Source organism: Psychrobacter sp. AOP7-A1-24 (assembly GCF_052376235.1).
GTDB lineage: Bacteria > Pseudomonadota > Gammaproteobacteria > Pseudomonadales > Moraxellaceae > Psychrobacter.
On the sequence record NZ_JBQSVM010000010.1, the window covers coordinates 34,783 to 59,223 of the forward strand.

Below are 24,441 nucleotides of genomic sequence, written 5' to 3' on the forward strand. Positions count from 1 at the left end.
TAAGTGCAAAATTAGTCGCGATCAACTAATTCAACATAAGCCATTGGCGCATTGTCACCATCACGGTAACCGCATTTTACGATACGCAAATAACCACCTGGACGAGTCTGGTAACGAGGACCTAACGTGCCAAATAATTTGCCTACCATAGCTTTGCTACGCATACGGCTGAATGCTAAACGACGATTCGCAACGCTGTCTTCTTTAGCCATAGTGATCAATGGCTCAGCAACGCGACGTAGTTCTTTAGCTTTTGGTAAAGTTGTTTTGATCAGTTCATGCTCAAATAATGAGTTGGTCATGTTCTGAAACATTGCCTTACGATGACTGCCGGTACGACCCAGCTTGACTCCACTCTTACGATGGCGCATAGTCAAAAATCCTTAAAGTTTAACGGCTACGATAAGAAAAGCGATCATCAACACGTAAATCAGCTGGTGGCCAGTTATCTAGGCGCATACCGAGCTCTAAATCTTTAGACGCTAATACGTCCTTGATTTCTGTCAATGATTTCTTACCAAGATTTGGGGTTTTTAGAAGTTCAGTCTCTGAACGCTGTACCAAATCACCGATATAGTAAATGTTTTCAGCTTTCAAGCAGTTGGCTGAGCGAACCGTTAGTTCAAGATCGTCCACAGGGCGTAATAGCACCGGATCAACCTCTTCTTTCTCTTTCACAGGCTCAGGCGCTTCTTCAGCTTCTAGGTCAACAAAGATAGAAATCTGTTGTTGTAAAATAGTGGCTGCTTTACGAATTGCTTCTTCTGGATCTATAGTGCCATTAGTTTCAAGCTCAATGATAAGACGATCAAGATCAGTACGCTGCTCTACACGAGCGTTCTCAACCTGATAAGCAACACGAAGCACAGGACTAAAACTTGCATCAAGCTTTAAGCGTCCAATTGCTTTAGTATCACCATCTTCACGGCGCTGGTTTGCTGGCTCATATCCACGACCCATCACTACACGCAAACGCATCTTAAGATGACCACGGTCGCTCAATGTACCCAAGACCAATTCTGGATTGATGATGTCAACATTGTGCGGCAACGCGATGTCTGCAGCAGTAATAGTGCCTGGACCTTGTTTATCCAAGGTCAAAAATACTTCATTTTGGTCATGAAGTGTAATTGCTAAGCCTTTTAGGTTCAAAAGCAAATCAAGTACGTCTTCTTGCAGACCTTCAAGCGTTGAGTATTCATGGTCAACACCATCAATCTCAGCTTCAATGACTGCAGCACCAGGTAATGAAGATAACAAGATGCGACGCAGAGCATTACCTAGGGTATGCCCAAAGCCGCGTTCTAACGGTTCGAGCGTGACTTTCGCAATCGTTTCGTTAACCGTATCCACATTAATGGCATTCGGCGTTAGAAACTCAGTTGCATTTAGCATCATGATGTCACCTCGATTTATTAAACTGGTTTAATTAACGTTAATTGCTCAATGCTATATTCATAACATTGAGCGTTACGTCATTACTTAGAGTATAGCTCAACGATCAAGCTTTCGTTGATTTCAGCAGGTAGATCAATACGATCAGGCGCATGTTTAAACGTGCCTTGTAGTTTGCTGTGGTCAACATCAAGCCATTCTGGAATACCACGTTGTGTCGCTAATTCGATAGCGTTTTTAATACGTAGCTGTTCGCGAGACTTCTCTTGGATAGCGATGACATCACCATCTTGAAGCTGAATTGAAGGAATGTTCACACGAACAAACTCATCACGGCCAGCTTTTTTTACCATAATAGTACGATGACTAACTAGCTGACGTGCTTCTGCGCGAGTTGAGCCAAAGCCCATGCGATATACAACGTTATCTAGACGGCTCTCAAGCATTGCTAGTAGGTTTTCACCAGTAGCACCACGCTTACGAGCAGCTTCTTTATAGTAGTTAGCGAATTGACGCTCTAGTACACCATAAATACGCTTAACTTTTTGCTTTTCACGCAACTGTAGAGCATATTCTGAGGTCTTGTTACGGCTTACGCCATGTTGACCTGGTGGACGACCAGCTTTTTTCGTTTTTACGTCATACGGTTTAACGCCAGACTTAAGGCCTAAATCCGTACCTTCACGACGTGATAATTTCAGTTTTGGTCCAATATAGCGGGCCATTGTTATGTCTCCTATAAGCTTTTAATATAAAAAGCTTCGTCTTTAATATTAGACGCGGCGCTTTTTCGGCGCACGGCAACCATTGTGTGGGATTGGGGTTACATCAGAGATGCTGTTAACTTTATAACCCAATGCACCTAGTGCTCTTACCGCAGACTCACGACCCGGTCCTGGTCCTTTGACCAAAACATCGATATTCTTAACACCATATTCTTGGGCCGCTTTACCAGCGACTTCAGCTGCAACCTGAGCTGCAAATGGTGTAGATTTACGTGAACCACGGAAGCCTTGTCCACCTGAAGTGGCCCAAGCCAATGCATTACCTTGACGATCGGTAATCGTAACAATGGTGTTATTAAAAGACGCATGGATATGGGCAATGCCCTCCGATACTGAACGACGAGTCACCTTTTTGCGACTACGAGTGTCTTTTGCCATCTTTTAGCTTCCTAAGTTAATTATCTTTTGAGAGGGCGTGTCGGACCCTTACGAGTACGAGCGTTGTTCTTGGTGTTCTGACCTCTAACTGGTAGGTTACGACGATGACGGATGCCACGGTAACAACCAAGATCAACTAAACGCTTGATGTTCATTGAAACTTCACGACGAAGATCACCTTCAGTCATGTAGTTTGCAACTTGTGCACGGATAGCATCTAACTGTGTATCATCTAACTGACTAACTTTAGTAGTAGGGGCAATATCAACTGCTTCTAAGATTTTCTGAGCAGTCGTACGACCTACACCAAAGATGTAAGTTAGTGAAATAACAGCATGCTTATTATCCGGAATGTTTACGCCGGCAATACGAGCCATTGATTTCTCTCCATTAAAGAAAAATAAGCGTTATCTAACGATAAGGCTTTACTCTTCAGATTTGTTGCTGTTAATACTAGAGCTTTTATAGCCAGTCTCGATGTTGTGACTATAAGTCTGCTCATCGATTCTATTATAAAAGATTTTGTATAAACACGGCAAGTGGCGGATGATATCGCATCCGCCGTTATTTTTCAAGTATTAATTTAATTAGCAATGAAACCTAATGGTTTTCTAATACTAAATATTAACCTTGACGTTGCTTGTGGCGAGGTTCTGCTGTACAAATAATATGTACACGGCCTTTACGGCGCACAACTTTACAGCTACCACAAATCTTTTTAACTGATGCTTGAACTTTCATAGCATGCTCCTTGAAATATCGTACCGCTCATTTAAGGTTGAGTGGGCGATTGAATTAACGTCTGATCATGATATTGATGGGTCATCAAATGCGCTTGAATCTGCGAGATGAAATCCATTACCACAACCACCATAATCAGTAAAGACGTACCACCGAGTTGAAACGGCACACCAAACGATGACTGGACGACCATTGGCATTAAACAAATAACCGTCATATACATCGCGCCAATAAAGGTCAGTCGGTTTAATACATGATCGAGGTAACGCTGAGTTTGTTGTCCTGGGCGAATACCTGGGATATACGCACCACTACGTTTAAGGTTTTCTGCTACTTCACGCGGACTAAATACCAATGCCGTATAAAAATAACAGAAGAAGATAATCATTGCGCCAAACAGCACCAAATATAGCGGTTGCCCCGGAGACAACACCAATGCCATATTTTGAAGTATTTTTTGTACGAAAGTAGGATCGGTCGATTGACCAACCCACTGCCCTAAACTTGCGGGAAACAACAATAAAGAGCTTGCAAAAATAGCTGGGATGACCCCTGCCATATTTAGCTTAAGCGGCAAATGTGATTGCTGCTGAGCATAAATTTTGCGACCTTGTTGCTGTTTTTGCGCGTAGTTAACAGGAACACGGCGCTGGGCACGTTCAATATAAACGATACCTGCAGTAACCGCGATACCTAGCAGTACAAAAATAAATAGCACAATCAAGTTCATCTGACCTTGATTGACCTGTTCGATAGACTGCGAAATCATACCTGGCGTACCAGCCACAATACTCGCAAAAATGAGCATTGAAATACCATTACCTACGCCACGCTCTGTAATCTGCTCACCGAGCCACATTAAGAACATTGCGCCTGCTACCAAAGAAGTAACAGCTGGAATATAAAAAGTAAGACCAGTAGATAAAGTAAGGTTTTGACTGATTAAACCGGCACACATTCCTAATGACTGTACTAGTGCTAAAGCAAGCGTGCCCTGACGGGTATACTTGTTTAGCTTGCGTCGTCCCGCTTCACCTTCTTTTTTGAGGGCTTCAAGCGATGGCACTACTGCAGACATCATCTGTACAATAATTGATGCTGAGATATATGGCATAATACCAAGTGCCATGATGGACATACGCTCTAGCGCACCACCTGAGAACATATTAAACATGCTCAGAATGGTGTTTTCGTTGCGCGAAAACAGATCAGCCAAGTTAACTGGGTTAATACCCGGAACTGGAATATGTGACCCTAAACGATAAACAATCAATGCGCCGATTAAGAATAATAAACGCGTCCATAGCTCATCATACTTACGTATAAATGCGAATGGATTAAGCGGTATACCAGCCGATGACATTGATTGTTTTGACACGTTACTACTCCTCGATGCTACCACCAGCAGCTTCGATAGCTTGCTTAGCACCTTTAGTCACTTTAATACCTTTAAAGGTATAAGCTTTAGTAACTTCGCCTGATAGCATTACACGAGCACGTGTCATATCGTGACGAATAAGGTTAGCAGCTTTAAGTGTTTCAAGGCTAACTACATCACCTTCAACTTTATTCAGTTCAGAAAGACGTACTTCTGCAGTCTTCATAGCCAGTTTACTGGTAAAACCAAATTTTGGTAGACGGCGATATAAAGGCATTTGGCCACCTTCAAATCCTGAGCGTACACTAGAACCTGAACGAGATTTCTGACCTTTTACACCACGACCACCAGTCTTACCAAGACCTGAACCGATACCACGACCACGACGTTGGGCAGTTTTTTTCGCGCCAACACCTGGTGATAATTCATTTAATCTAAGACCCATTACGCTTCCTCCACTTTTACCATGTAGTTAACGCGATTTACCATACCACGAGTCGAAGGAGTATCTTCTACTACTACAGTATGATTAATACGGCGTAAACCCAATCCTTTCAAGCTCGCTTTGTGGCTCTTTAGGCGATGGGCACCCGATTTAAATTGAGTGACTTTCATTTTTTTCATCGTAACTCACCTAGTCTAAGTTAACCCAAGATTTCGTCTACAGATTTACCACGTTTAGCTGCCATCTTTTCTGGAGTTGACATATCACGTAAACCGTTAAACGTTGCACGAACAACGTTAGCAGTATTGGTAGAACCATAACATTTAGTCAAAACATCTTTGACACCAGCAACTTCCAATACAGCACGCATTGCGCCACCAGCGATAACGCCGGTACCTTCAGATGCAGGTTGCATGTAGACTTTACTAGCACCATGACGTGCTTTGATCGGATGATGCAAAGTTGCATCATTTAGCTCAACAGTAATCATATTACGTTTAGCAGCTTCTAGTGCTTTTTGGATAGCAGCTGGCACTTCACGTGCTTTACCGCGACCAAAACCTACACGACCGTTGCCATCACCCACTACAGTCAATGCAGTGAAAGAGAAAATACGACCACCTTTAACAACTTTCGCTACGCGATCAACGGTAACTAAGCGTTCTACTAGACCGTCAGTCTGTTCATTTTTATCATTTTTATCATTTCTAGCCATGATTAAAACTCCAATCCGTTTTCGCGAGCAGCTTCTGCTAAAGCTTTAACTCGACCATGATATTTAAAACCACTACGGTCAAAGGCAACTTTAGTAATGCCAGCTGCTTTTGCGCGTTCTGCGATCATTTGGCCTACAGACGTTGCTGAATCAGCATTACCAGTCGCGCCTGAACGCAAGCTGCTGTCTAAGGTAGATGCCTGAGCAATCACTTCACCACCATTTGGAGAGATAATCTGGGCATAAATATGTTTTGACGTGCGGTTAACCGTTAAGCGATGAACGCCTAAGAAACGGATATGTGCGCGTGTTTTCTTAGCTCGACGCAGACGAGCTGCTTTTTTATCAAACATTTCAACTCACCTTATTTTTTCTTAGCTTCTTTGCGAATCACATGCTCGTCACTATAACGAATACCTTTACCTTTATAAGGCTCAGGTGGGCGGAAACCACGGATGTTAGCCGCTGCTTGACCAAGCTGCTGTTTATTGTTTGATTTTAAAACAATTTCAGTTTGCGTTGGGGTTTCAGCTGATACACCTTCAGGTAACGTATATTCTACTGGATGAGAATAACCAACATTCAAGGTTACTTTGCTACCAGTAACTTGCGCGCGATAACCAACACCAATCAATTGAAGACGTTTTTCAAAGCCTTCGTTTACGCCAGTAACATAGTTGTTAACAAGAGCGCGCATGGTGCCAGTGTGCATCATAGCTTCTTTTGAATCGACTGTAGGTGAGAAAATGATAGCATCATCTTCCTGTTTCAGCTCGACCAATTCATGCAGGCGTAAAGACATAGTACCGTTCTTGCCTTTAACTTCGACCTGCCGATCGTTCAAAGTAACGCTTACGCCGTTTGGCAGCGTCACTGGGGCTTTAGCCACACGAGACATAGGAATATTCCTTAAAAAATTTAACTTCTTTATATTAGCGAAAAAACTAACAGGCTAAAAAGCCTGCTAGTTTAGCATAGTTGTTCTCATTAAGCATCATTCAATTTTATTAACATCAAATACTTAGATCTTAAAGCTATACTGATTAATCATAAATTAGTATAGCTTTAGGGAGAAACAAATAGACTTTATCGTCATATTACCTGAAGCAATAAATGCAAATCAGGCAACAAATGCAACGATTTCACCACCGATACCAGCAGCGCGTGCAGCACGATCGCTCATGATACCTTGGCTAGTAGATACGATAGCAACACCCATACCTTGCTTAACAGTAGGGATAGCGTCTTTACCGCGGAACTGGCGTAAACCAGGACGGCTATAACGTTGGATAGTTTCGATGACAGCACGGCCTTCGAAATATTTCAATTCAATAGTAAGGGTTGCTTTGTTGTTTTCTTCTTCAGCAACAACAGCGCTAGCCACATAACCTTCGCTAACTAGTAAATCAGCAATTGATTTACGTAATTTAGAGCTCGGCATTGCTACCGATACTTTGTTAGCCATTTGTGCGTTACGAATACGGGTTAGCATATCCCCAACGGTATCTTGCATACTCATATAGTTACTCCTTACCAGCTTGCTTTACGAACACCAGGCACATCGCCTTGCATGACACGCTCACGCAGCATATTGCGTGATAAGCCAAACTTGCGGAAGTAACCGTGAGGACGACCGGTGATAGCACAACGATTACGCAGACGTACTGGTGATGAATTACGTGGAAGAGCTTGTAGCTCTAACATCGCTTCCATACGAGCTTCGTCACTTGCAGTCATATCACTGATAGTTTCTTTTAGCTTGATACGCTTTTCAGCATATTTAGCAACCATTTTTTCGCGCTTTAATTCGCGGTTAATCATGCTCTTCTTTGCCATAACGTCTTTACCTTATTTAAATGGGAAGCCGAATGCTTTAAGCAACGCACGACCTTCTTCATCAGATTGAGCTGACGTAGTGATTGTCACATCCATACCACGGATACGGTCAATCTTGTCAAAATCTACTTCTGGGAATACGATTTGTTCTTTAATACCCAATGAGTAGTTACCACGTCCGTCAAAGGCTTTAGGTGAAAAACCGCGGAAATCACGAATACGAGGAATTGCAATGGCAACGAGACGATCTAAAAATTCGTACATTTGCTCACCGCGTAGCGTTACTTTACAGCCAATTGGCCATTCTTCACGAATTTTGAAGCCAGCAACAGATTTACGCGCTTTTGTGACTACAGGTTTCTGACCAGCAATTGCAGTCATATCAGCTACAGCACCTTCAAGCAATTTCTTGTCTTGAGACGCGCCGCCTACACCCATATTAAGTGTGATCTTAGTGATTTTAGGCACTTGCATCACGTTGTCCAAACCAAGCTCTTCTTTGATTTGCTGTTTCAATTTATCGTTATATAAAGATTTTAATCTTGCCATTACCATTACACCCTTAGTGTCTTACGCAGTCGCCACTACTTCACCGTTTGAACGATAGACGCGTTGTTTCTTGCCGTCTTCGCCAAACTGATAAGTAATACGGTCTGCTTTTTGGGTTTGCGCATTTAATATTGCGACATTTGAGATATGCAGAAAAGCTTCTTGCTTAACGATGCCACCTTCAACGCCAGTAGCCTGATTTGGCTTCTGATGTTTAGTAACAATATTAACGCCTTCAACTTTAATACGATCGTTTTTTACAGCTTGTACAGTACCTTGTTTGCCTTTGTCTTTCCCAGCAATCACGATAACTGTATCGCCTTTACGTAATTTTGACATGGATTACCTCACAATACTTCTGGTGCTAGTGATACAATTTTCATAAACTGATCACCACGTAGTTCACGAGTTACCGGTCCAAAAATACGAGTTGCAATCGGCGCTTTGTTTTGGTTCAACAATACCGCAGCATTGTCATCAAAACGTAACACAGAACCATCAGGACGACGAACGCCTTTCTTGGTACGTACAACTACTGCATTCATCACGTCGCCTTTTTTAACACGACCACGAGGAATGGCTTCTTTAACCGTTACTTTAATAATGTCGCCAACTGATGCATAACGACGATGAGAACCACCCAGTACTTTAATGCACTGAACTCGCCTTGCACCGCTATTGTCTGCAACTTCCAGCATTGACTCAACCTGAATCATAGCGTTACTCCACACGTATGAGCAATAAAAACCAGTTGCTGCCGCTAGCACAGTATGAGTAGACGGCATTTTGATATAAATAACCGCCACTTACTCTTAATGTGAGTGATATACGCTCGGCGCAATCAGCATCCCTAAAAAGGCGGCTATTTTAACAGCTTCTGGCTTTTAATGCAATTTACTTAGATTTTTTCTACTTTTTCAACCACATCGACTAAAGTCCAAGACTTAGTTTTTGAGATTGGACGCGTTTCTTTGATGCGGACAAGGTCGCCTTGTTGGCAAACATTATTCTCATCATGTGCTTTGATTTTCGTAGAACGACGAAGCTGTTTGCCATACAAAGGATGACGAACCAGACGCTCAATCAAAACTGTGATGGACTTGTCCATCTTGTCGCTGACAACTCGTCCTGTCAATACGCTAGCATTGGTAGCTGTTTGATTGTTATCGCTCATGAGTCGCCTCGTTGTTTCTCGTTAATCAAAGTCTGAAGCTGGGCAATCGTGCGACGATTGGCTCTAACTTCATGGGTATTACCCAACTGACCAGTTGCTTTAGCCATACGAATACGGAAAGCATCAAGTTGCTTTTCATCAAGTAACTGGGTCAGTTCTTCTAATGATTTATCACGTAATTCACTGATCTTCATTACATTATCGTCCGCTTAACAATGGTAGTTTTAAAGGGCAATTTTGCTGCAGCGAGCGTTAAAGCATCACGAGCAAGCTCTTCAGATACCCCTTCAATTTCATATAGCACTTTACCAGGTTTGATTTCGCATACCCAATATTCAACAGGACCTTTACCTTTACCCATACGTACTTCTAATGGTTTGTTGGTAATTGGCTTGTCTGGGAATACACGAATCCAAATCTTACCGCCACGCTTAATTTTACGAGTGATGGTACGACGTGCTGCTTCGATTTGACGAGCTGTCATACGACCACGCGTCAAAGATTTTAGACCAATTTGTCCGAATGCAACGGTGCTTCCACGATGAGCTAGCCCAGTGTTACGACCTTTGTGCATTTTACGAAACTTGGTACGTTTTGGCTGTAACATAGTTTAACCTCTGTCTGAGTTTCGACGGTTTCCACGACCACGGCGTTTTGGCGCACGAGTCTGCTCTTCTTTGACGGGATTATATACGCTGTTCATACCGTCAAGGATTTCGCCACGGAAAATCCAAACTTTAACACCGATGGTGCCGTAAGTTGTCTCTGCACGAATTGACGAATAGTCAATATCAGCACGGAGTGTATGCAATGGCACACGACCTTCACGGTACCATTCGCTACGAGCAATCTCAGCACCGCCTAGACGGCCAGACAGCTCAACCTTGATACCTTTAGCGCCAGAACGCATGCTGTTCTGTACAGCGCGTTTCATTGCACGACGGAACATAACACGACGCTCAAGCTGGCTACCAATACCGTCTGCTACCAAACGTGCATCAAGATCAGGTGACGTGATTTCTTCAATGTTGACCTGAGCAGGTACGCCCATAATTTTGGTCAATTCTTTTTGAAGTCTTTCGATATCTTCGCCTTTCTTACCGATAACAATACCAGGACGCGCAGTGGCGATGGTAATTTTAGCAGCGCCAGTAGGACGCTCGATCATGATGTTGCTGATCATAGCGTTATCCAACTTTTTGCGTAGATATTCACGAACTTGAATGTCGTTGATTAGGTATTCTGAGTATTGTTTAGGGTTAGCATACCAGTTTGCATTATGCTTTTTTACAACACCAAGACGAATTCCGATTGGATGTACTTTTTGACCCATAACTTATTCTCCTACCTTTATAGTGATGTGACAAGTACGCTTGCTGATACGATCAGCACGGCCTTTGGCACGTGGTAGGATACGTTTTAGCGTGATGCCTTCATCAACATAGATAGTAGCGACTTTTAGGTCGTCAATATCTAAGCCGTGATTATGTTCGGCATTAGCGATGGCTGAGTTAAGACATTTCTTAACAAACACAGCGCCTTTTTTATTGCTATACGTTAAGATATCCAAAGCACGCTCAATAGATTTGCCACGAACTTCATCAGCAACGAGTCTAACTTTTTGTGCCGATATGGCGGCACCGCGTAATTTTGCAGTTACTTCCATGGTAAGCACCTTATCTCTTAGCTTTTTTGTCAATGCCGTGACCACGATACGTACGAGTCGGGGCAAATTCACCTAGTTTATGACCAACCATCTGCTCGCTCACGATAACCGGTACATGAGTACGGCCGTTGTGAACAGATAGAGTTAGGCCAACCATTTGTGGCAGAATCATCGAGCGGCGCGACCAAGTCTTAATTGGCTTGCGTGAGTTGGTGTCTAATGCATTCTCAACTTTAGCAAATAAGTGCGCGTCTATGAATGGACCTTTTTTCAATGAACGAGGCATGAAATTCTTCCTTTATTTCTTCTTGGCGCGACGGCGGATGATCATGTTGTCAGTACGCTTATTACTACGCGTTTTAAGTCCTTTAGACTTCTGACCCCAAGGGCTGGTTGGATGGCGACCTTTGTTACGACCTTCACCACCACCGTGTGGGTGATCAACCGGGTTCATAGCGACACCACGAACAGAAGGACGAACACCACGCCAACGTGAAGCACCGGCTTTACCAAGTGATTTCAAGTTGTTTTCAGTGTTAGAAACTTCACCGATAACAGCACGGCAATTTACGTGTACACGGCGAGTTTCGCCAGAACGCATACGTAAAATAGCATATACACCGTCACGACCTAGTAACTGAACGCTAGCACCCGCAGAACGAGCCATCTGTGCACCTTTACCGATTTTAAGTTCGATATTGTGAATCACAGTACCCAATGGGATGTTTTTTAGCGGTAAGCAGTTACCTGGACGAATTGGAGAAGTCTCGCCTGACATTACTGTATCGCCAACTACTTGTTTCTTAGCAGCGATAATATAACGACGTTCGCCATCAGCATACTTAAGTAGAGCAATATGAGCAGTACGGTTAGGATCGTATTCAATACGCTCTACCGTTGCTGGGATATTGTCTTTAGTACGTTTGAAATCGATAACGCGATAATGTTGCTTATGACCACCGCCAATGTGACGAGTAGTAATGCGGCCATTGTTATTACGACCACCTGACTTGCTTTTTGATTCTAGAAGCGCTGCATACGGACGACCTTTATAAAGGTGTGGATGCACTACTTTTTCAACAAAACGACGGCCTGGTGATGTTGGCTTTGCTCTTACGATAGGCATGAGTGTAATCCTTATTCGTTATTCGCTGTTTCACTAGTAGAATCAGTAGTATTCGCTACGTCTTCACCAGCATCAGCCATTTGTACATCTTGACCAGCTTTTAAGGTAACATAGGCTTTTTTGTAGTCGTTACGACGGCCGATGCTTTTACCAAAACGCTTTGTCTTACCTTTAACATTCAACGTGTTTACTTTAGTAACTTCAACACCTTCAAACATCAACTCAACTGCTTTTTTGACTTCAAGCTTAGTAGCATTAGAATCAATTTTAAATACCTGCACACCAAGTGAGTCGCCAAGCATTTGAGATTTTTCTGAGAATACAGGCCCTCTTAAGACCTGATAAAGTCTTGCGTTATTCATGCTAGTGCTTCCTCAAATTGTTTCGCAGCTTCAACTGACATGATCACTTTATCAAATGCGATCAAGCTCACTGGGTCCACTTCGTTTGTACCAAGTACATTGACATGTGGAATGTTGCGAGCAGCTAAGTATAAGTTTTCTTCAACTTCTTTAGTAACGATAAGCGCACGAGGTGCATTCAAATCATTCAACTTAGCAATCAGTTCTTTGGTTTTCGGCCCAGAAACGCTCAACTCTTCTACCAAAATCAAACGCTCTTGACGAATCAATTCTGCTAGGATGCACTGCATCGCACCGCGATACATTTTACGGTTTACTTTCTGTGACCAATCTTGTGGTTTTGCAGCGAATGCGCGACCACCTGAACGCCAGATTGGGCTACGAATAGAACCCGCACGAGCGCGACCAGTACCTTTTTGGCGCCATGGCTTAATACCACCGCCAGAAACTTCGGCACGTGTTTTTTGTGCGCGTGTACCTTGGCGAGCACCAGCTAAATAAGCGGTGACGACTTGATGCACTAGTGCTTCGTTGAATTCACGACCAAATGCCGTATCAGAAAGCTCAACCGCCGCACCTGTAACTGTTTTTAAATCCACGTTAATCCCCTTGCTTAGGCTTTGACTGACGGACGTACGATAACATCGCCACCGGTGGCACCTGGGATAGCACCCTTGATGACAAGTAACCCTTTTTCGGCATCAACCGAAATCACTTCTAGGCCCTGAACGGTAACACGTTTGTTACCCATCTGACCCGCCATCTTTTTGCCCTTGAATACTTTACCTGGTGACTGGTTTTGACCAGTTGAACCATGCGCACGATGAGACACTGAGTTACCATGAGTAGCATCTTGCATACTAAAGTTGTGACGCTTAACAGGACCCTGGAAACCTTTACCTTTACTGTTTCCTGTCACATCAACAATCTGACCTTGTTCGAACAAGTCAGCTAGAATTTCGCCACCAATCTCACGACCTTCAAGATCGCTTTCGTTGGCACGGAATTCCCAAACACCACGGCCAGCTTTAACACCAGCTTTAGCAAAGTGACCCTTTTGTGCAGCTGTTACACGGCTGTCACGACGAGTACCTGTGGTAATTTGGATGGCTTGATAACCATCTACATCAGTATTTTTTACTTGAGTAATGCGGTTTGCATCGACCTCAACAACTGTTACAGGGATAGATGCGCCTGTTTCAGTGAAGACACGGGTCATGCCGCACTTTTTACCGACTAAACCGATCGCCATTTTAGACCTCTTTATATCTTATATTAATGGGTTGGGTGTTTAATGTGCATTAACCCAAAGCAATTTGAACGTCAACACCCGCCGCTAAATCTAATTTCATTAGCGCATCCACAGTTTTGTCAGTTGGCTGAACGATATCAACCATACGCTTATGAGTACGAATTTCGTACTGGTCACGCGCGTCTTTGTTAACGTGTGGTGAGGTTAGAACGTTGAAGCGCTCAATGCGAGTCGGCAACGGTACAGGACCACAAACTTGCGCACCGGTGCGCTTTGCAGTATCAACAATCTCTTGTGCAGATTGATCAATCAGACGATGATCAAAAGACTTAAGACGGATACGGATTCTCTGGTTAGCCATGCCAGCAAGCTCCTAATATGTGCTTTCGCCATTCTTGCATCGCAAGACTATGATCAAAAGCAGTTTGGTTAAATATTCACTTAAAGCGGCCTTCTGTTCTTAACCAGAATGAGTTCTTTATCCGAACTTATAGCGTGCCAAAAGCAAAATAGTTTAAAGCCCCGCCGACCCTCCTATATATTGGAAAGCAGCAAAGGCATAATGAAATAGTGCTAGAAACGATGCTCTAGCTGTCATAGCGCCAGCCTTTCTAGTCAGCTGCGCATATATAATTCAGTGGGGTATATTATACATAGTATTTTAGGTATTGCAAGAGCAATCTCCAGTGTGATTAAAGACACTCACTTTCATGTTGGCCTCCAATCACATAGACGCTTTTATCGAAAATTATTATCTATTTCAAATAAAGTCAATCTAAAACAATATCATACTGCTCTTGGGTATATAGGTTCTCTACATCAAAAGTAATCACTCTACCTAGTAGATACTCTAGATCGGCTACCGTATCTGACTCTGAAGTGAGTAGTAAATCGATGACTGCCGCATGAGCCACTACCGTGAATTTTTTGGGTGAGTTATAAGTGCGAGCACAACGCATAATTTCTCGAAAAATCTCAAAACAAACTGTCTCTGCCGTTTTGACAAACCCGCGACCTTGACAAGTTGAGCACGGTTCACAAAGCTGCTGACCTAAAGATTCACGCGTGCGCTTACGTGTCATCTCTACTAATCCGAGTTCGCTAACTTGCGTAATTTTAGTTTTTGCGTAGTCTTGGGTCAACTGTGCTTGCAAGCTCTCTAAAACGTCGTCTTTATGCTGTTGTTCTAGCATATCGATAAAGTCTAGAATAATAATGCCGCCTAGATTGCGTAGGCGCAGCTGACGGGCAATAGCATGTGTGGCTTCTAGGTTGGTTTTATAGACCGTATCTTCTAATGAGCGACCACCTACAAAAGACCCTGTATTAACATCAATCGTAGTCATTGCTTCTGTCTGGTCAATGATCAGATAACCACCAGATTTTAGATCGACACGGCGCTTTAGTGCATCACGTAAGTCGTCCTCGACACGGTGTACATCAAACAACGATTGCTCTGCGGTATAATGCACGATTCGATCATAGACAAAAGGAACAAACTCTTTGGCAAAATATTTTACTTGCTCATAGGTTTGCGTATTATCAATAATGACCTTTTCGGTATCAGCGTGAACCAAATCACGTATTGAGCGTAATGGTAGCGACAGTTCTTGGTAGATCAGCTCTGAGCTCTGATGATGATTAATCTCTTGGCGACGAGCACAGATAGTACGCCACAGCTGCAAGAGATAATAGATGTCTTCTTCTAACTTATTGACAGGGACGCGCTCAGCGGCAGTACGGGCAATAAGACCACCCTTTAAATTGACGGTTTGCATCAGGCTACTAAGTTCTGTCTTTAATCGGGTACGCTCTTCATCACCGTCGATTCGCTGTGATATACCAATATGGTCACTCGATGGCAAATATACTAGATAACGTGATGGCAGTGAGATATTGGTTGTTAAACGAGCACCTTTGCTCCCTAACTGATCTTTGGTTACTTGTACCAAAATGCGCTGGCTTTCATGCAGACGATGCTGAATCAATGTTTTGGACGCTGGTACTATCTCTGTACTTTGTGCACTAACAATGGGCGGTGTCACAGCCAAGCTGTCAGCAGCAGCGTTGGTAGTTGCATCGTCCTCATTGATCTCATGCTTAGTAATTTTAGCCGCTTTGTTTTTTTCTACAATTGGGCGTGGTTCACGCTGCATATCATTGACATGTAGAAATGCGGTCCGCGATTGACCAATATCTACAAAGGCTGCCTGCATACCAGGCAAGACACGTACGACCGTCCCCAGATAGATATTGCCAACCAACCCCAGTTTATGATGTCGTTCAATATAAATCTCGCCCAAAATACCATTGTCTAAAACCGCAACACGCGACTCCATTGGACTAATATTAATCAGCAGCTCTTCGGACATAGTTTTTTCTCTTATCTCTCAGCTTTTTTATCAGACGGTCATCGCCTATTAGATTGACAGTGTAACAAATGCGACTTGCTCTTGCCCATTACCCTACCGTGTCATTATGTGCACATCCCAATATTACGAGTTGACAGTGTCGACACTACTTTTCGTCATCTTTTTGATTAGTGCTAGTGTCTGCGCTAATGGCAGACCAACGACACTAGTATAACTGCCATTGATACGACTGACCCAAGCTGCACCCAATCCTTGGATGCCATACCCTCCTGCTTTATCAGCTGGTTCACCACTATCCCAATAATCGCTCATCATTTGTGTCGTCAATGGTATAAAAGTCACTTCCGTACGCTCAGTAATTCGCTGTTGATTGATAACTTGAAAAGACGTTGTATTTTTTGATGTGCTTGGTTCTGCTATAGGTGATAGTTGTACTTGCGTCGCTTGAACTGCTGTCCATACTTCATGGACATTATCAGACATGTGCTGCCACATGCTATATGCATGCTCGCGATCGACAGGCTTTACTAATACTGTTTTACCATCTGACAGCACGCCAATGGTATCAGAAGTCAAAATAATAAACGATGATGTCAGACTATCGTGATCTGCTTGGAACGTCTCACTTAATTTCTGTATCGCAGCATCAGCTTTGGTTGCCACCATGCGTTCAATATATTCTGCTGGCGACTCGTTATCTAACGGTGTCTCATCGATATCTACACTTAAGATAGTAAAATCTAACTGTGCTCTTTCCAGTAATTCACGACGACGCGGAGAGCCCGACGCTAAAATGATATCCATCGTTATTCTCTTTATTTATAAATTTATGGTCTGTGTATTTGCCAGTGAGCTAGCAGACAAGCCGTTAATCTGAGCAGTAGCTATAATGATTGATCATTAACGCGAAAATTTGCGCAAAACAAACAGCACGAGCGGCCAGCTAAGAATACTCATTAATAGTGACAAAGAGGACTGCGCGACAAAGACGCCTTGAATAAACATCTGTAGTATCCATAGCGTCAACTGGAAGACGATCAACCCCAGACTGGCAATCAGCCATGCGCTAATCGTGTTCAACCGTCTCACATAGATACTGGTAATTTTGATGACCAATGCGACAACCACAGCGGCAAAAGCTTGCTGTCCTAAATGTGTATCCATCAATAAATCAGCAATCAGACCAACTGTAAATGCAGTAAAAATACCAACATAACGTGGTTGAAATAACAACCAATAAATCAACACCATGATCATTACCATGGGACGCAGTGTTGCCATGCTAGGACTCAATGGATAGACATTGAGTGATGAGGCCACGATAAAACTCAGAACAATCACAACTATCAATAGTACCGTTGAGTTCTCAGAGTCAGGATACGACATAGGTACTTACCTTAGCGAGTGTTTGATGATTGCTATTATAGTATTGATTGGATATTGGCAAGGTGGATACTATAAGTGGGAAGCACTATAAATGGAAGCTGTTGAAGTATCGATAAGCCATTTATTTGATAATGAGAGTAGAGACTAGTGCCGCCATTAGCTATGGAAAAATAGACGTATTATTCTCATTCAATACTTTGTCTTGAAGTATCAAAACATAGGCATTATCAATAAAGTTAGCCGCTGGAGTGACTTCGATCGTTCTAAAGTTATCGGTTTGCTCGTCTTTGACATGTGCAATGCGACCCACTCGATAGCCTGCTGGAATACGACCGCCCAACCCTGATGACACCAACTCATCACCTACTCGTACATCTGATGTTTTGAAAACATAATCGAGGCTTAGTGAAGACGGAATACCTTGACCTGTGACGATGGCACGCTGACCTGTACGTTTGACCGTGACAGCAACTGATTGCTGCTCATCTGTAATCAATAATAGGCGGCTAGTATTAGGATAGACATTAATAATCTGTCCCAATACACCATCTTCATCGATAACCGTTTGTCCAACTTGTACACCGTCTTGTTCACCTTTATTAAGCACCACAATCTGCCTGAGCAAATTGGTATCTGTACCGATAACTTGCGCCAAATTAAGATCAAATTGCTCAGGCTTAGTAGTAGATAAGATACCTTGCAAGCGTGCATTCTGTGCCAAGATATAGTCTTGCTGTTGTAGCTTGGCCTGCGCGTGTATCAGTTGTGAGTTTAATTGCATGTTTTCGCGACGCAGTGCTTCCTTTGACTGCAGACTACCACCAGCCCAATGCTTGGCATAGCTTGGCAATAGAGACAACTCATAGATAGGCTGCATGGCGGCATGACTGGTGCTACGTACTGGTTCAAACCATTCGGAGTTTTTGCTATCGAACCACATCAAAACTAAGGCCACTATCAACACAATAGCAGTCTTACGAAGTGATAACGGCTGGCGAGCAAAAATACTTGGAATCATAAGTCGTCTGATTTGAGAGGTCTAAAAGGAACAATAGCACTTATTTACAGTATGAGTGTTTATCGAGGATATTGGGTTCTAGCACAATTGAATGCAATTAAAGGTAGCACAATCGGCTACCTTTAATTTTATATATTTACAGATCTATCAGTCACATAAATCATTATTATCATCTATTACCAATAGAATATGGCAATTAGGGATAAAGATGATTTAGACAAAAATCATGTTCAAACTTTTGTTGTTGATGAAATCAAGCGCGATACCACCGCCGCGACTAACGCAAGTTAATGGGTCTTCTGCTACCGTCACTGGCAAACCTGTCTCTTGAGAGATAAGTTTGTCTAGGTCACGCAATAGTGCGCCGCCACCTGTCAATACGATACCGCGCTCAGCGATATCTGATGACAACTCTGGTGGTGTCTGCTCAAGTGCTACTTTTACAGCGCTAACAATACCGCTCAATGGATCAGTTAACGCTTTTTGTACTTCTTCTGAATTGACGGTAAAGGTCTTTGGTACACCTTCTGCCATGCTGCGGCCACGTACTTCCACTTCTAGTTGGCTGTCTTCATTCAATGCAGAGCCGACTTCTTTTTTGATGCGCTCAGCAGTCGTTTCACCGATGACACAGCCATGCGTACGGCGCACATGGGTAATGATAGCTTCATCAAACATATCACCACCGATACGAATCGACTCAGAATACACACAGCCAGACAGTGCGATAACCGCAATCTCAGTTGTACCGCCACCAATATCAACCACCATAGAACCACTGGCTTCATGAACAGGCATGCCAGCCCCAATAGCCGCAGCCATCGGCTCTTCTAGCAATAGTACCTTGCTCGCACCTGCAGATGATACTGCCTCACGAATCGCCTTGCGCTCAACCAAAGTAGACTTGCATGGTACACAAACCACGACGTTAGGCTGTGCCATAAAACGCTTGGCTTTTACTTTAGCGATAAAGTGCTTAAGCATTTTTTGCGTCACTTCAAAATCAGCAATCACACCGTCTTTCAATGGGCGAATTGCTGTGATGTTCGCAGGCGTACGCCCTAGCATCTGCTTGGCATCGATACCAACAGCAGCGACGGTCGGGTTTTGAGTACGATTGCTTCGTAACGCGACCACCGTAGGCTCGTCAAGCACGACGCCTTTATTAGGAATAAAAATTAGGGTGTTCGCAGTACCGAGGTCGATAGCGATATTATTTGATAAAAATCCAAACAGGTTCATGACTAATATATCCAGCGTCTTACGAATGAGGCGAATGAGATTGACTGAGGTGTTACTCGTCAGTGTTGAGCAGGTCGTCGTTAAACATTACTTGTGGCAACAGTTATCATCCCAACAAGTCAAAATCCGAACAATAACGATGAAATGAAAAACTGGGCTAAATTATACCGATTTAGCTCAAAAAAAACATAGATATTTGCATCAGGAAGTAAGGATTTTCGTCTTAGACGCCAAAAGTTGTTACAAAGTTTGAATTAATAATAAATATCATTCAACTCAATGAAATAACGTTTAATTTGATAACTAACAAGGCTCTACAGGCAAAGGAATGCTTTGCTTAACAGCAGATGCATACTGTAACGTATTTTGACGCCCAATTGGAGAGCAATTGAGGAACAATGATGAATTAGGGGTCAGTTTTGCAACTCTATGTAAATATCTACGTAAAACACTATACTTTAATTGGCATTATGACTTGGCTGGCACTATATCCTATTTAATACTGCGTCTTTGTCGATTAAGCCGCTTGGTTAGGATTGTGCATCAATCAAGCGTCATACTCTGTAAACTTGAGCCAGATGCTTTATAATAAGCCCACTTACTATTTATTTCTATTTTAGCGCTTACGTATTTTCGTTTTCGTATCCAACTACTCTAAAAAACTGTCCTTAACTGGAGAAACTATGTCTCAGCAACCAACAACGTCTGATAGCAACGTCAGCCGTGAAGAAATCCTAGAAGTTGCCAACCTTGCGCGCTTAGGTGTCGATGAAAGCACAGCCGATAGCTATGCTGATGATATCAGTAAAGTATTAAAACTGATGAATACGCTATCTAACGTTGATACCACAGACATCAAACCATTAGCTAATATCCATGAGGCATGCCAAGAATTGCGTGCTGATGTGGCAAAACACGATATCAATCGCGAGCGTAATCAGTCAGTCGCACCTGCCGTAGAAGAAGGTTTGTATCTGGTGCCTCAGGTAATTGAATAATAGTGTTTAAATAACACATCACGTATTTGTCACTATCCTATTTTATTTTATGCTATTAACATTTTGACGGACGACACCTTATGTCTGAACTTCATTTATTAAGTACCGAGCAGCTCATTACTGGCTTGCAAGACAAACAATTTAGCAGCGCAGAATTAACCGATCATTACATTAAGCGTATCGACGCGCTAGACGGCAAGATAAACAGCTTTATCACTCATACTTCTGAGACAGCACGCGCACAAGCAAAAGCAGCAGACGAGATGCGTGCGCAGGGTGATAAGCGTCCGCTACTTGGTGTACCGATGGCGCACAAAGACATCTTTTGTACCCAAGGCGTACTAACCACTTGTGGCTCAAAGATGCTACATAACTTTGTCTCACCATATGACGCGACCATCGTTTCTAATATCGACAAAGCTGGCATGATTAGCTTAGGTAAGCTCAATATGGATGAGTTTGCGATGGGCTCAGACAATAGTAGCTCACACTACGGCACCGTACAGAACCCTTGGAACTTAGAGCGTGTCCCTGGCGGCTCGTCAGGTGGTAGTGCTGCTGCCGTTGCCGCTGGTTTTGTCCCTGTTGCGACTGGTAGTGATACTGGTGGCTCTATTCGTCAGCCTGCTTCATTCTGTGGCCTAACGGGTATCAAACCTACTTATGGCCGTGTATCACGCTTTGGTATGATTGCTTACGCTTCAAGTCTTGACCAAGCGGGTAGCATGGGACGCAGCGCCAAAGATTGCGCTTATCTGCTCCAGCCAATGATTGGTCATGATCCACGCGATGCAACTTCTATCAAATACGAGATGCCTGACTACGTACAAGATATCAATGATGCCGAAGCCGCAGCTGGTGATAAGCCATTTGATGGTCTTCGTATTGGTGTGGCCAAAGAATACTTCAGTACAGGACTCGATAGCGAGGTTGAGCAAGCAGCACGTGCCGCGTTGAAAAAATACGAAGAGCTAGGCGCAACAATCGTAGAAGTAAATATCACTGATCCTGAGATCACACTTGCCACTTACTACATGCTAGCGCCTGCCGAAGCATCATCGAACCTATCACGTTTCGACGGTGTGCGTTTTGGCTATCGCTGTGAGAACCCAACCGACCTGATCGACCTCTATACTCGCTCACGCTCTGAAGGATTTGGCCCTGAAGTACAGCGCCGTATTTTGACGGGGACTTATGCTCTGTCAGCTGGCTACTTCGATGCGTACTATACCAAAGCACAGAAAATCCGCCGCTTGATCGTTAAAGACTTCGATGAAGCATTTGCTAGCTGTGATGTGATTGCCAGCCCCACTGCACCAACGGCTGCTTATAAGCTTAGTGAAGACCTAGATCCTGCAACGATGTATTTAGGTGACGTTTATACCATCGCGGTCAACCTAGCAGGTCTACCTGCACTCAGTCAGCCAGTCGGTTTGACTAAAGAAGGCCTACCTATTGGCTTGCAATTAATCGGTAAGCACTGGCAAGAGAGTCAACTGCTCACGACTGCGCATCTGTTCCAGCAGCATACTGATCATCACCTACAACAATCACTCGTCGCAAAGGAGACGGTATAATGAGTACAGCTACTACTGATAACAATGCCGTCCGTAAAGAGCTATTCGTCGATGGTTATGAAGTGGTCATCGGTATCGAGATTCACTGCCAGCTAAATACTGAAAGTAAGATTTTCTCAGGAGCGCCAACTGACTTTGGTCATGAGCCAAACAGCCAAGCCAGTATCGTAGATTTGGGTCTACCTGGCGTATTGCCAGTGCTAAATGCTGGCGTGGTCGATCGCGCACTCAAATTCGGTATCGGTGTCAATGCCGAGCTGGGTTTGTTTAATACGTTTGATCGTAAAAACTACTTTTACCCTGACTTACCGAAAGGCTATCAAATCACTCAGATGGCCAATCCTATCGTCGGTGAAGGTTACATCGATGTCGTGGTCAACGAAGGCGAAAAGAACGAATACCCTAAACGTATGGGTATTACTCGCGCGCATTTAGAAGAAGATGCTGGTAAATCAGTACATGACGCAGTCGATGGTATGACTGGTGTGGATTTGAACCGTGCTGGTACACCACTGATCGAAATCGTCTCTGAGCCTGATATGCGCTCAGCTCACGAAGCATTGGCTTATATCAAAGCCATCCATCAGCTAGTGACATGGCTAGGTATCTCGGATGCCGTAATGGCTGAAGGCTCATTCCGCTGTGACTGTAACGTCTCTGTACGCAAGCCAGGTGCTGATCTCGGTACACGTACTGAGCTAAAAAACCTCAACTCGTTCCGTTTCATCGAACGTGCTATCAACCGTGAAATCGAGCGTCAAATCGATATCATTGAAGACGGTGGCAAAGTTGTACAAGCGACGATGTTATATGATCCAGAGCGTGATGAAACGCGTACCATGCGTACCAAAGAAGACGCCAACGACTATCGCTACTTCCCTGATCCTGATCTGCTGCCTGTCCGCATCGAGCAGCATACGGTTGATGTAATCAAAGCGGCAATGCCAGAGTTACCAGTCGCTCGTCGCGCACGCTTTGAAGAAGCGCTTAGTCTATCAGAGTATGATGCGCGTATCTTGACTGGAAGTCGTCAAATTGCTGATTACTTCGAAGCAGTGGTCGCAGAAATCGGTCAGCAAGATGCCAAAATGGCGGGTAACTGGGTCATGGGCGACTTGATCGGCGCACTGAATAAAGATGACAAAGACATCGCCGACTCCCCTATCAGTACTAAGCAATTGGCTGGCATGCTCAAACGTATCAAAGATGACACGCTATCTGGCAAGTTGGCTAAGAAAGTCTTTAGTGCTCTATATGAGCGCGAAGGCGGCGATGGCGATGATGCAGCAGATAAAATCATCAAAGACAAAGGTCTCAAGCAAGAAACCGATACTGGTGCTATCAAAGCCATGGTCGAAGAAGTCATCGCAAAAAACGAAGCGATGGTCGAAGAATATCGCGGCGGTAAAGAAAAAGCCTTTAACGGTCTAGTCGGTCAGGTCATGAAAGCCAGTCGCGGCAGTGCTAACCCACAGCAAGTGAACCAAATCCTAAAAGAGTTATTGGGTTAAAGTGAACGCTTAAATGGCGATGCTGACGACTATATGTAAAATTGTGCGTTGGGCTTTGGGCAAAATAAATAGCCCTTGCAATATGCATAATTTTGCGTAAAATAGTCAGTCACTCGGGGCGTAGCGCAGTCTGGTAGCGCACTACACTGGGGGTGTAGTGGTCGCAGGTTCAAATCCTGCCGTTCCGACCAAACATAGCAGTAATAGAGAAAAGCCAATCATTGTTTTCAATGGTTGGCTTTTTTTTGTGCTAAATTTGGTTGATGATTGTATGATGTTTGATTTAAGGGTGTATAGAGATGAAGTAATGGTATAGCCCCAAATTTCTAAATAGCTTACAAGATATTATAGAAGATGATATAGCTGCACAGGCTGTGGAGTTTCAATTTGAAGTACATAAACATGATTGGCCTATGCCCTACGGAATTTTCTTACACAAAATGCTTAAATGTCTTGATGAATATGTAGAAGGTGGAGATGAGGATACTTGTCATCTATAGACTTTTATAGAGCGAGACGTTAGGGTAAATGCTAC

At 43.5% G+C, this 24,441-nt stretch carries 36 protein-coding genes and 1 tRNA gene; 4 read left to right on the forward strand and 33 right to left on the reverse strand.

Annotation, left to right across the window (positions count from 1 at the left end; translation table 11 throughout):
• Positions 1-11: 11 nt before the first annotated feature.
• The 33 genes from rplQ to ACT3QQ_RS05400 form a co-directional block, all read right to left on the reverse strand.
• Entirely contained in the window at positions 12-371 is a 360-nt protein-coding gene (gene rplQ, locus ACT3QQ_RS05240) for a 50S ribosomal protein L17 (protein WP_021813387.1), read from the reverse strand.
• A gap of 19 nt (positions 372-390) precedes the next feature.
• Positions 391-1,398, reverse strand: coding sequence for a DNA-directed RNA polymerase subunit alpha (locus ACT3QQ_RS05245; protein WP_021813386.1), 1,008 nt, complete (start codon positions 1,396-1,398; stop codon positions 391-393).
• Between the two features lie 80 nt (positions 1,399-1,478).
• Positions 1,479-2,120 carry a 30S ribosomal protein S4 gene (gene rpsD / locus ACT3QQ_RS05250; protein ID WP_444521381.1) on the reverse strand — a complete coding sequence of 214 codons (642 nt, stop codon included), beginning with the start codon at positions 2,118-2,120 and terminating at the stop codon, positions 1,479-1,481.
• Positions 2,121-2,168: 48 nt separating this feature from the next.
• Entirely contained in the window at positions 2,169-2,558 is a 390-nt protein-coding gene (rpsK, locus tag ACT3QQ_RS05255) for a 30S ribosomal protein S11 (protein ID WP_045454458.1), read from the reverse strand.
• 20 nt (positions 2,559-2,578) lie between these two features.
• Positions 2,579-2,935: a 30S ribosomal protein S13 gene (rpsM, locus tag ACT3QQ_RS05260; protein ID WP_444521380.1), complete on the reverse strand. Its 357-nt coding sequence runs from the start codon at positions 2,933-2,935 to the stop codon at positions 2,579-2,581.
• 247 nt (positions 2,936-3,182) lie between these two features.
• Complete coding sequence (gene rpmJ / locus ACT3QQ_RS05265) at positions 3,183-3,299, reverse strand: 50S ribosomal protein L36 (RefSeq protein ID WP_010196721.1); 117 nt, start codon at positions 3,297-3,299, stop codon at positions 3,183-3,185.
• Between the two features lie 31 nt (positions 3,300-3,330).
• On the reverse strand, positions 3,331-4,662 hold the full coding sequence (gene secY, locus ACT3QQ_RS05270; protein WP_444522862.1) for a preprotein translocase subunit SecY: 1,332 nt from the start codon (positions 4,660-4,662) through the stop codon (positions 3,331-3,333).
• Between the two features lie 19 nt (positions 4,663-4,681).
• Positions 4,682-5,122 (reverse strand): 50S ribosomal protein L15, encoded by a 441-nt coding sequence (gene rplO / locus ACT3QQ_RS05275; protein ID WP_444521379.1) that lies wholly within the window; start codon positions 5,120-5,122, stop codon positions 4,682-4,684.
• Positions 5,122-5,301, reverse strand: coding sequence for a 50S ribosomal protein L30 (rpmD, locus tag ACT3QQ_RS05280; RefSeq protein ID WP_057758718.1), 180 nt, complete (start codon positions 5,299-5,301; stop codon positions 5,122-5,124). The genes rplO and rpmD overlap by 1 nt, the downstream gene beginning before the upstream one ends.
• Positions 5,302-5,321: 20 nt before the next feature.
• The gene (gene rpsE, locus ACT3QQ_RS05285) at positions 5,322-5,837 is read right to left on the reverse strand and encodes a 30S ribosomal protein S5 (protein WP_057758716.1); all 516 of its coding nucleotides are present in this window, start codon (positions 5,835-5,837) and stop codon (positions 5,322-5,324) included.
• Between the two features lie 2 nt (positions 5,838-5,839).
• Complete coding sequence (gene rplR, locus ACT3QQ_RS05290) at positions 5,840-6,190, reverse strand: 50S ribosomal protein L18 (protein ID WP_057758713.1); 351 nt, start codon at positions 6,188-6,190, stop codon at positions 5,840-5,842.
• Between the two features lie 11 nt (positions 6,191-6,201).
• Positions 6,202-6,735 carry a 50S ribosomal protein L6 gene (rplF, locus tag ACT3QQ_RS05295; RefSeq protein WP_444521377.1) on the reverse strand — a complete coding sequence of 178 codons (534 nt, stop codon included), beginning with the start codon at positions 6,733-6,735 and terminating at the stop codon, positions 6,202-6,204.
• Positions 6,736-6,957: 222 nt separating this feature from the next.
• Positions 6,958-7,356, reverse strand: a complete 399-nt coding sequence (gene rpsH, locus ACT3QQ_RS05300) for a 30S ribosomal protein S8 (protein ID WP_101204864.1) — start codon at positions 7,354-7,356, stop codon at positions 6,958-6,960.
• Between the two features lie 11 nt (positions 7,357-7,367).
• Positions 7,368-7,673 (reverse strand): 30S ribosomal protein S14, encoded by a 306-nt coding sequence (gene rpsN / locus ACT3QQ_RS05305; RefSeq protein WP_193006033.1) that lies wholly within the window; start codon positions 7,671-7,673, stop codon positions 7,368-7,370.
• 12 nt (positions 7,674-7,685) lie between these two features.
• Entirely contained in the window at positions 7,686-8,222 is a 537-nt protein-coding gene (rplE, locus tag ACT3QQ_RS05310) for a 50S ribosomal protein L5 (protein ID WP_444522821.1), read from the reverse strand.
• Positions 8,223-8,243: 21 nt separating this feature from the next.
• Positions 8,244-8,561 (reverse strand): 50S ribosomal protein L24, encoded by a 318-nt coding sequence (gene rplX, locus ACT3QQ_RS05315; RefSeq protein WP_444522822.1) that lies wholly within the window; start codon positions 8,559-8,561, stop codon positions 8,244-8,246.
• 8 nt (positions 8,562-8,569) lie between these two features.
• Positions 8,570-8,938, reverse strand: coding sequence for a 50S ribosomal protein L14 (gene rplN / locus ACT3QQ_RS05320; RefSeq protein WP_010196702.1), 369 nt, complete (start codon positions 8,936-8,938; stop codon positions 8,570-8,572).
• A 182-nt stretch (positions 8,939-9,120) separates the two neighbouring features.
• On the reverse strand, positions 9,121-9,396 hold the full coding sequence (rpsQ, locus tag ACT3QQ_RS05325; RefSeq protein ID WP_021813375.1) for a 30S ribosomal protein S17: 276 nt from the start codon (positions 9,394-9,396) through the stop codon (positions 9,121-9,123).
• Positions 9,393-9,590 (reverse strand): 50S ribosomal protein L29, encoded by a 198-nt coding sequence (gene rpmC, locus ACT3QQ_RS05330; RefSeq protein WP_025644397.1) that lies wholly within the window; start codon positions 9,588-9,590, stop codon positions 9,393-9,395. Before rpmC ends, rpsQ begins: the two co-directional genes overlap by 4 nt.
• Positions 9,590-10,003: a 50S ribosomal protein L16 gene (rplP, locus tag ACT3QQ_RS05335; protein ID WP_025644399.1), complete on the reverse strand. Its 414-nt coding sequence runs from the start codon at positions 10,001-10,003 to the stop codon at positions 9,590-9,592. Before rplP ends, rpmC begins: the two co-directional genes overlap by 1 nt.
• Positions 10,004-10,006: 3 nt before the next feature.
• On the reverse strand, positions 10,007-10,729 hold the full coding sequence (gene rpsC, locus ACT3QQ_RS05340) for a 30S ribosomal protein S3 (RefSeq protein WP_057758704.1): 723 nt from the start codon (positions 10,727-10,729) through the stop codon (positions 10,007-10,009).
• Positions 10,730-10,732: 3 nt separating this feature from the next.
• Positions 10,733-11,062 (reverse strand): 50S ribosomal protein L22, encoded by a 330-nt coding sequence (gene rplV, locus ACT3QQ_RS05345; RefSeq protein WP_021813373.1) that lies wholly within the window; start codon positions 11,060-11,062, stop codon positions 10,733-10,735.
• Between the two features lie 10 nt (positions 11,063-11,072).
• The gene (gene rpsS, locus ACT3QQ_RS05350; RefSeq protein WP_010196682.1) at positions 11,073-11,348 is read right to left on the reverse strand and encodes a 30S ribosomal protein S19; all 276 of its coding nucleotides are present in this window, start codon (positions 11,346-11,348) and stop codon (positions 11,073-11,075) included.
• 12 nt (positions 11,349-11,360) lie between these two features.
• Positions 11,361-12,188 (reverse strand): 50S ribosomal protein L2, encoded by an 828-nt coding sequence (gene rplB / locus ACT3QQ_RS05355; RefSeq protein ID WP_444521374.1) that lies wholly within the window; start codon positions 12,186-12,188, stop codon positions 11,361-11,363.
• Between the two features lie 11 nt (positions 12,189-12,199).
• On the reverse strand, positions 12,200-12,550 hold the full coding sequence (rplW, locus tag ACT3QQ_RS05360; RefSeq protein ID WP_444521373.1) for a 50S ribosomal protein L23: 351 nt from the start codon (positions 12,548-12,550) through the stop codon (positions 12,200-12,202).
• On the reverse strand, positions 12,547-13,149 hold the full coding sequence (gene rplD / locus ACT3QQ_RS05365) for a 50S ribosomal protein L4 (protein ID WP_444521372.1): 603 nt from the start codon (positions 13,147-13,149) through the stop codon (positions 12,547-12,549). Before rplD ends, rplW begins: the two co-directional genes overlap by 4 nt.
• 14 nt (positions 13,150-13,163) lie before the next feature.
• Entirely contained in the window at positions 13,164-13,802 is a 639-nt protein-coding gene (gene rplC / locus ACT3QQ_RS05370) for a 50S ribosomal protein L3 (RefSeq protein ID WP_444521371.1), read from the reverse strand.
• Positions 13,803-13,851: 49 nt separating this feature from the next.
• Complete coding sequence (rpsJ, locus tag ACT3QQ_RS05375) at positions 13,852-14,163, reverse strand: 30S ribosomal protein S10 (protein WP_010196670.1); 312 nt, start codon at positions 14,161-14,163, stop codon at positions 13,852-13,854.
• A gap of 409 nt (positions 14,164-14,572) precedes the next feature.
• Complete coding sequence (locus tag ACT3QQ_RS05380; protein ID WP_444521370.1) at positions 14,573-16,174, reverse strand: Rne/Rng family ribonuclease; 1,602 nt, start codon at positions 16,172-16,174, stop codon at positions 14,573-14,575.
• Between the two features lie 123 nt (positions 16,175-16,297).
• Positions 16,298-16,978 (reverse strand): Maf family protein, encoded by a 681-nt coding sequence (locus ACT3QQ_RS05385; RefSeq protein ID WP_444527197.1) that lies wholly within the window; start codon positions 16,976-16,978, stop codon positions 16,298-16,300.
• Positions 16,979-17,074: 96 nt separating this feature from the next.
• A complete protein-coding gene (gene mreD, locus ACT3QQ_RS05390) occupies positions 17,075-17,560 on the reverse strand; it encodes a rod shape-determining protein MreD (protein WP_444527198.1) in 486 nt (161 codons plus the stop codon).
• A gap of 160 nt (positions 17,561-17,720) precedes the next feature.
• Entirely contained in the window at positions 17,721-18,578 is an 858-nt protein-coding gene (gene mreC, locus ACT3QQ_RS05395) for a rod shape-determining protein MreC (protein WP_444521367.1), read from the reverse strand.
• A gap of 213 nt (positions 18,579-18,791) precedes the next feature.
• Positions 18,792-19,829, reverse strand: a complete 1,038-nt coding sequence (locus ACT3QQ_RS05400; RefSeq protein WP_444521394.1) for a rod shape-determining protein — start codon at positions 19,827-19,829, stop codon at positions 18,792-18,794.
• A 674-nt stretch (positions 19,830-20,503) separates the two neighbouring features.
• Here ACT3QQ_RS05400 and gatC point away from each other — a divergent pair.
• From gatC to ACT3QQ_RS05420, 4 genes are all read left to right on the forward strand, one after another.
• Complete coding sequence (gene gatC / locus ACT3QQ_RS05405) at positions 20,504-20,818, forward strand: Asp-tRNA(Asn)/Glu-tRNA(Gln) amidotransferase subunit GatC (protein ID WP_201569441.1); 315 nt, start codon at positions 20,504-20,506, stop codon at positions 20,816-20,818.
• Between the two features lie 80 nt (positions 20,819-20,898).
• A complete protein-coding gene (gene gatA / locus ACT3QQ_RS05410) occupies positions 20,899-22,395 on the forward strand; it encodes an Asp-tRNA(Asn)/Glu-tRNA(Gln) amidotransferase subunit GatA (protein ID WP_444527199.1) in 1,497 nt (498 codons plus the stop codon).
• Positions 22,395-23,906, forward strand: coding sequence for an Asp-tRNA(Asn)/Glu-tRNA(Gln) amidotransferase subunit GatB (gene gatB, locus ACT3QQ_RS05415; RefSeq protein ID WP_444527200.1), 1,512 nt, complete (start codon positions 22,395-22,397; stop codon positions 23,904-23,906). Before gatA ends, gatB begins: the two co-directional genes overlap by 1 nt.
• Before the next feature lie 114 nt (positions 23,907-24,020).
• A tRNA-Pro gene (locus ACT3QQ_RS05420) sits at positions 24,021-24,097 on the forward strand.
• Positions 24,098-24,441 lie beyond the last annotated feature (344 nt).

Coding starts and splice junctions, on each gene's coding strand:
- gatC (WP_201569441.1), top strand. CDS start 20,504: ATGTCTCAGCAACCAACAACGTCTGATAGCAACGTCAGCCGTGAAGAA.
- rpsH (WP_101204864.1), bottom strand. CDS start 7,356: ATGAGTATGCAAGATACCGTTGGGGATATGCTAACCCGTATTCGTAAC.
- rpsN (WP_193006033.1), bottom strand. CDS start 7,673: ATGGCAAAGAAGAGCATGATTAACCGCGAATTAAAGCGCGAAAAAATG.
- secY (WP_444522862.1), bottom strand. CDS start 4,662: ATGTCATCGGCTGGTATACCGCTTAATCCATTCGCATTTATACGTAAG.
- ACT3QQ_RS05380 (WP_444521370.1), bottom strand. CDS start 16,174: ATGTCCGAAGAGCTGCTGATTAATATTAGTCCAATGGAGTCGCGTGTT.
- rplC (WP_444521371.1), bottom strand. CDS start 13,802: ATGGCGATCGGTTTAGTCGGTAAAAAGTGCGGCATGACCCGTGTCTTC.
- rpsQ (WP_021813375.1), bottom strand. CDS start 9,396: ATGAGCGATAACAATCAAACAGCTACCAATGCTAGCGTATTGACAGGA.
- rplE (WP_444522821.1), bottom strand. CDS start 8,222: ATGGCAAGATTAAAATCTTTATATAACGATAAATTGAAACAGCAAATC.
- rpsM (WP_444521380.1), bottom strand. CDS start 2,935: ATGGCTCGTATTGCCGGCGTAAACATTCCGGATAATAAGCATGCTGTT.
- mreD (WP_444527198.1), bottom strand. CDS start 17,560: ATGTCGTATCCTGACTCTGAGAACTCAACGGTACTATTGATAGTTGTG.
- rpmD (WP_057758718.1), bottom strand. CDS start 5,301: ATGAAAAAAATGAAAGTCACTCAATTTAAATCGGGTGCCCATCGCCTA.
- rplV (WP_021813373.1), bottom strand. CDS start 11,062: ATGGAAGTAACTGCAAAATTACGCGGTGCCGCCATATCGGCACAAAAA.
- rpmC (WP_025644397.1), bottom strand. CDS start 9,590: ATGAAGATCAGTGAATTACGTGATAAATCATTAGAAGAACTGACCCAG.
- mreC (WP_444521367.1), bottom strand. CDS start 18,578: ATGATTCCAAGTATTTTTGCTCGCCAGCCGTTATCACTTCGTAAGACT.
- rplO (WP_444521379.1), bottom strand. CDS start 5,122: ATGGGTCTTAGATTAAATGAATTATCACCAGGTGTTGGCGCGAAAAAA.
- rpsE (WP_057758716.1), bottom strand. CDS start 5,837: ATGGCTAGAAATGATAAAAATGATAAAAATGAACAGACTGACGGTCTA.
- rplW (WP_444521373.1), bottom strand. CDS start 12,550: ATGAATAACGCAAGACTTTATCAGGTCTTAAGAGGGCCTGTATTCTCA.
- gatB (WP_444527200.1), top strand. CDS start 22,395: ATGAGTACAGCTACTACTGATAACAATGCCGTCCGTAAAGAGCTATTC.
- rpsD (WP_444521381.1), bottom strand. CDS start 2,120: ATGGCCCGCTATATTGGACCAAAACTGAAATTATCACGTCGTGAAGGT.
- rplP (WP_025644399.1), bottom strand. CDS start 10,003: ATGTTACAGCCAAAACGTACCAAGTTTCGTAAAATGCACAAAGGTCGT.
- rpsK (WP_045454458.1), bottom strand. CDS start 2,558: ATGGCAAAAGACACTCGTAGTCGCAAAAAGGTGACTCGTCGTTCAGTA.
- ACT3QQ_RS05245 (WP_021813386.1), bottom strand. CDS start 1,398: ATGATGCTAAATGCAACTGAGTTTCTAACGCCGAATGCCATTAATGTG.
- rpsJ (WP_010196670.1), bottom strand. CDS start 14,163: ATGGCTAACCAGAGAATCCGTATCCGTCTTAAGTCTTTTGATCATCGT.
- rpsC (WP_057758704.1), bottom strand. CDS start 10,729: ATGGGTCAAAAAGTACATCCAATCGGAATTCGTCTTGGTGTTGTAAAA.
- rplB (WP_444521374.1), bottom strand. CDS start 12,188: ATGCCTATCGTAAGAGCAAAGCCAACATCACCAGGCCGTCGTTTTGTT.
- rpmJ (WP_010196721.1), bottom strand. CDS start 3,299: ATGAAAGTTCAAGCATCAGTTAAAAAGATTTGTGGTAGCTGTAAAGTT.
- ACT3QQ_RS05385 (WP_444527197.1), bottom strand. CDS start 16,978: ATGGATATCATTTTAGCGTCGGGCTCTCCGCGTCGTCGTGAATTACTG.
- rpsS (WP_010196682.1), bottom strand. CDS start 11,348: ATGCCTCGTTCATTGAAAAAAGGTCCATTCATAGACGCGCACTTATTT.
- rplQ (WP_021813387.1), bottom strand. CDS start 371: ATGCGCCATCGTAAGAGTGGAGTCAAGCTGGGTCGTACCGGCAGTCAT.
- rplR (WP_057758713.1), bottom strand. CDS start 6,190: ATGTTTGATAAAAAAGCAGCTCGTCTGCGTCGAGCTAAGAAAACACGC.
- rplX (WP_444522822.1), bottom strand. CDS start 8,561: ATGTCAAAATTACGTAAAGGCGATACAGTTATCGTGATTGCTGGGAAA.
- rplN (WP_010196702.1), bottom strand. CDS start 8,938: ATGATTCAGGTTGAGTCAATGCTGGAAGTTGCAGACAATAGCGGTGCA.
- rplF (WP_444521377.1), bottom strand. CDS start 6,735: ATGTCTCGTGTGGCTAAAGCCCCAGTGACGCTGCCAAACGGCGTAAGC.
- gatA (WP_444527199.1), top strand. CDS start 20,899: ATGTCTGAACTTCATTTATTAAGTACCGAGCAGCTCATTACTGGCTTG.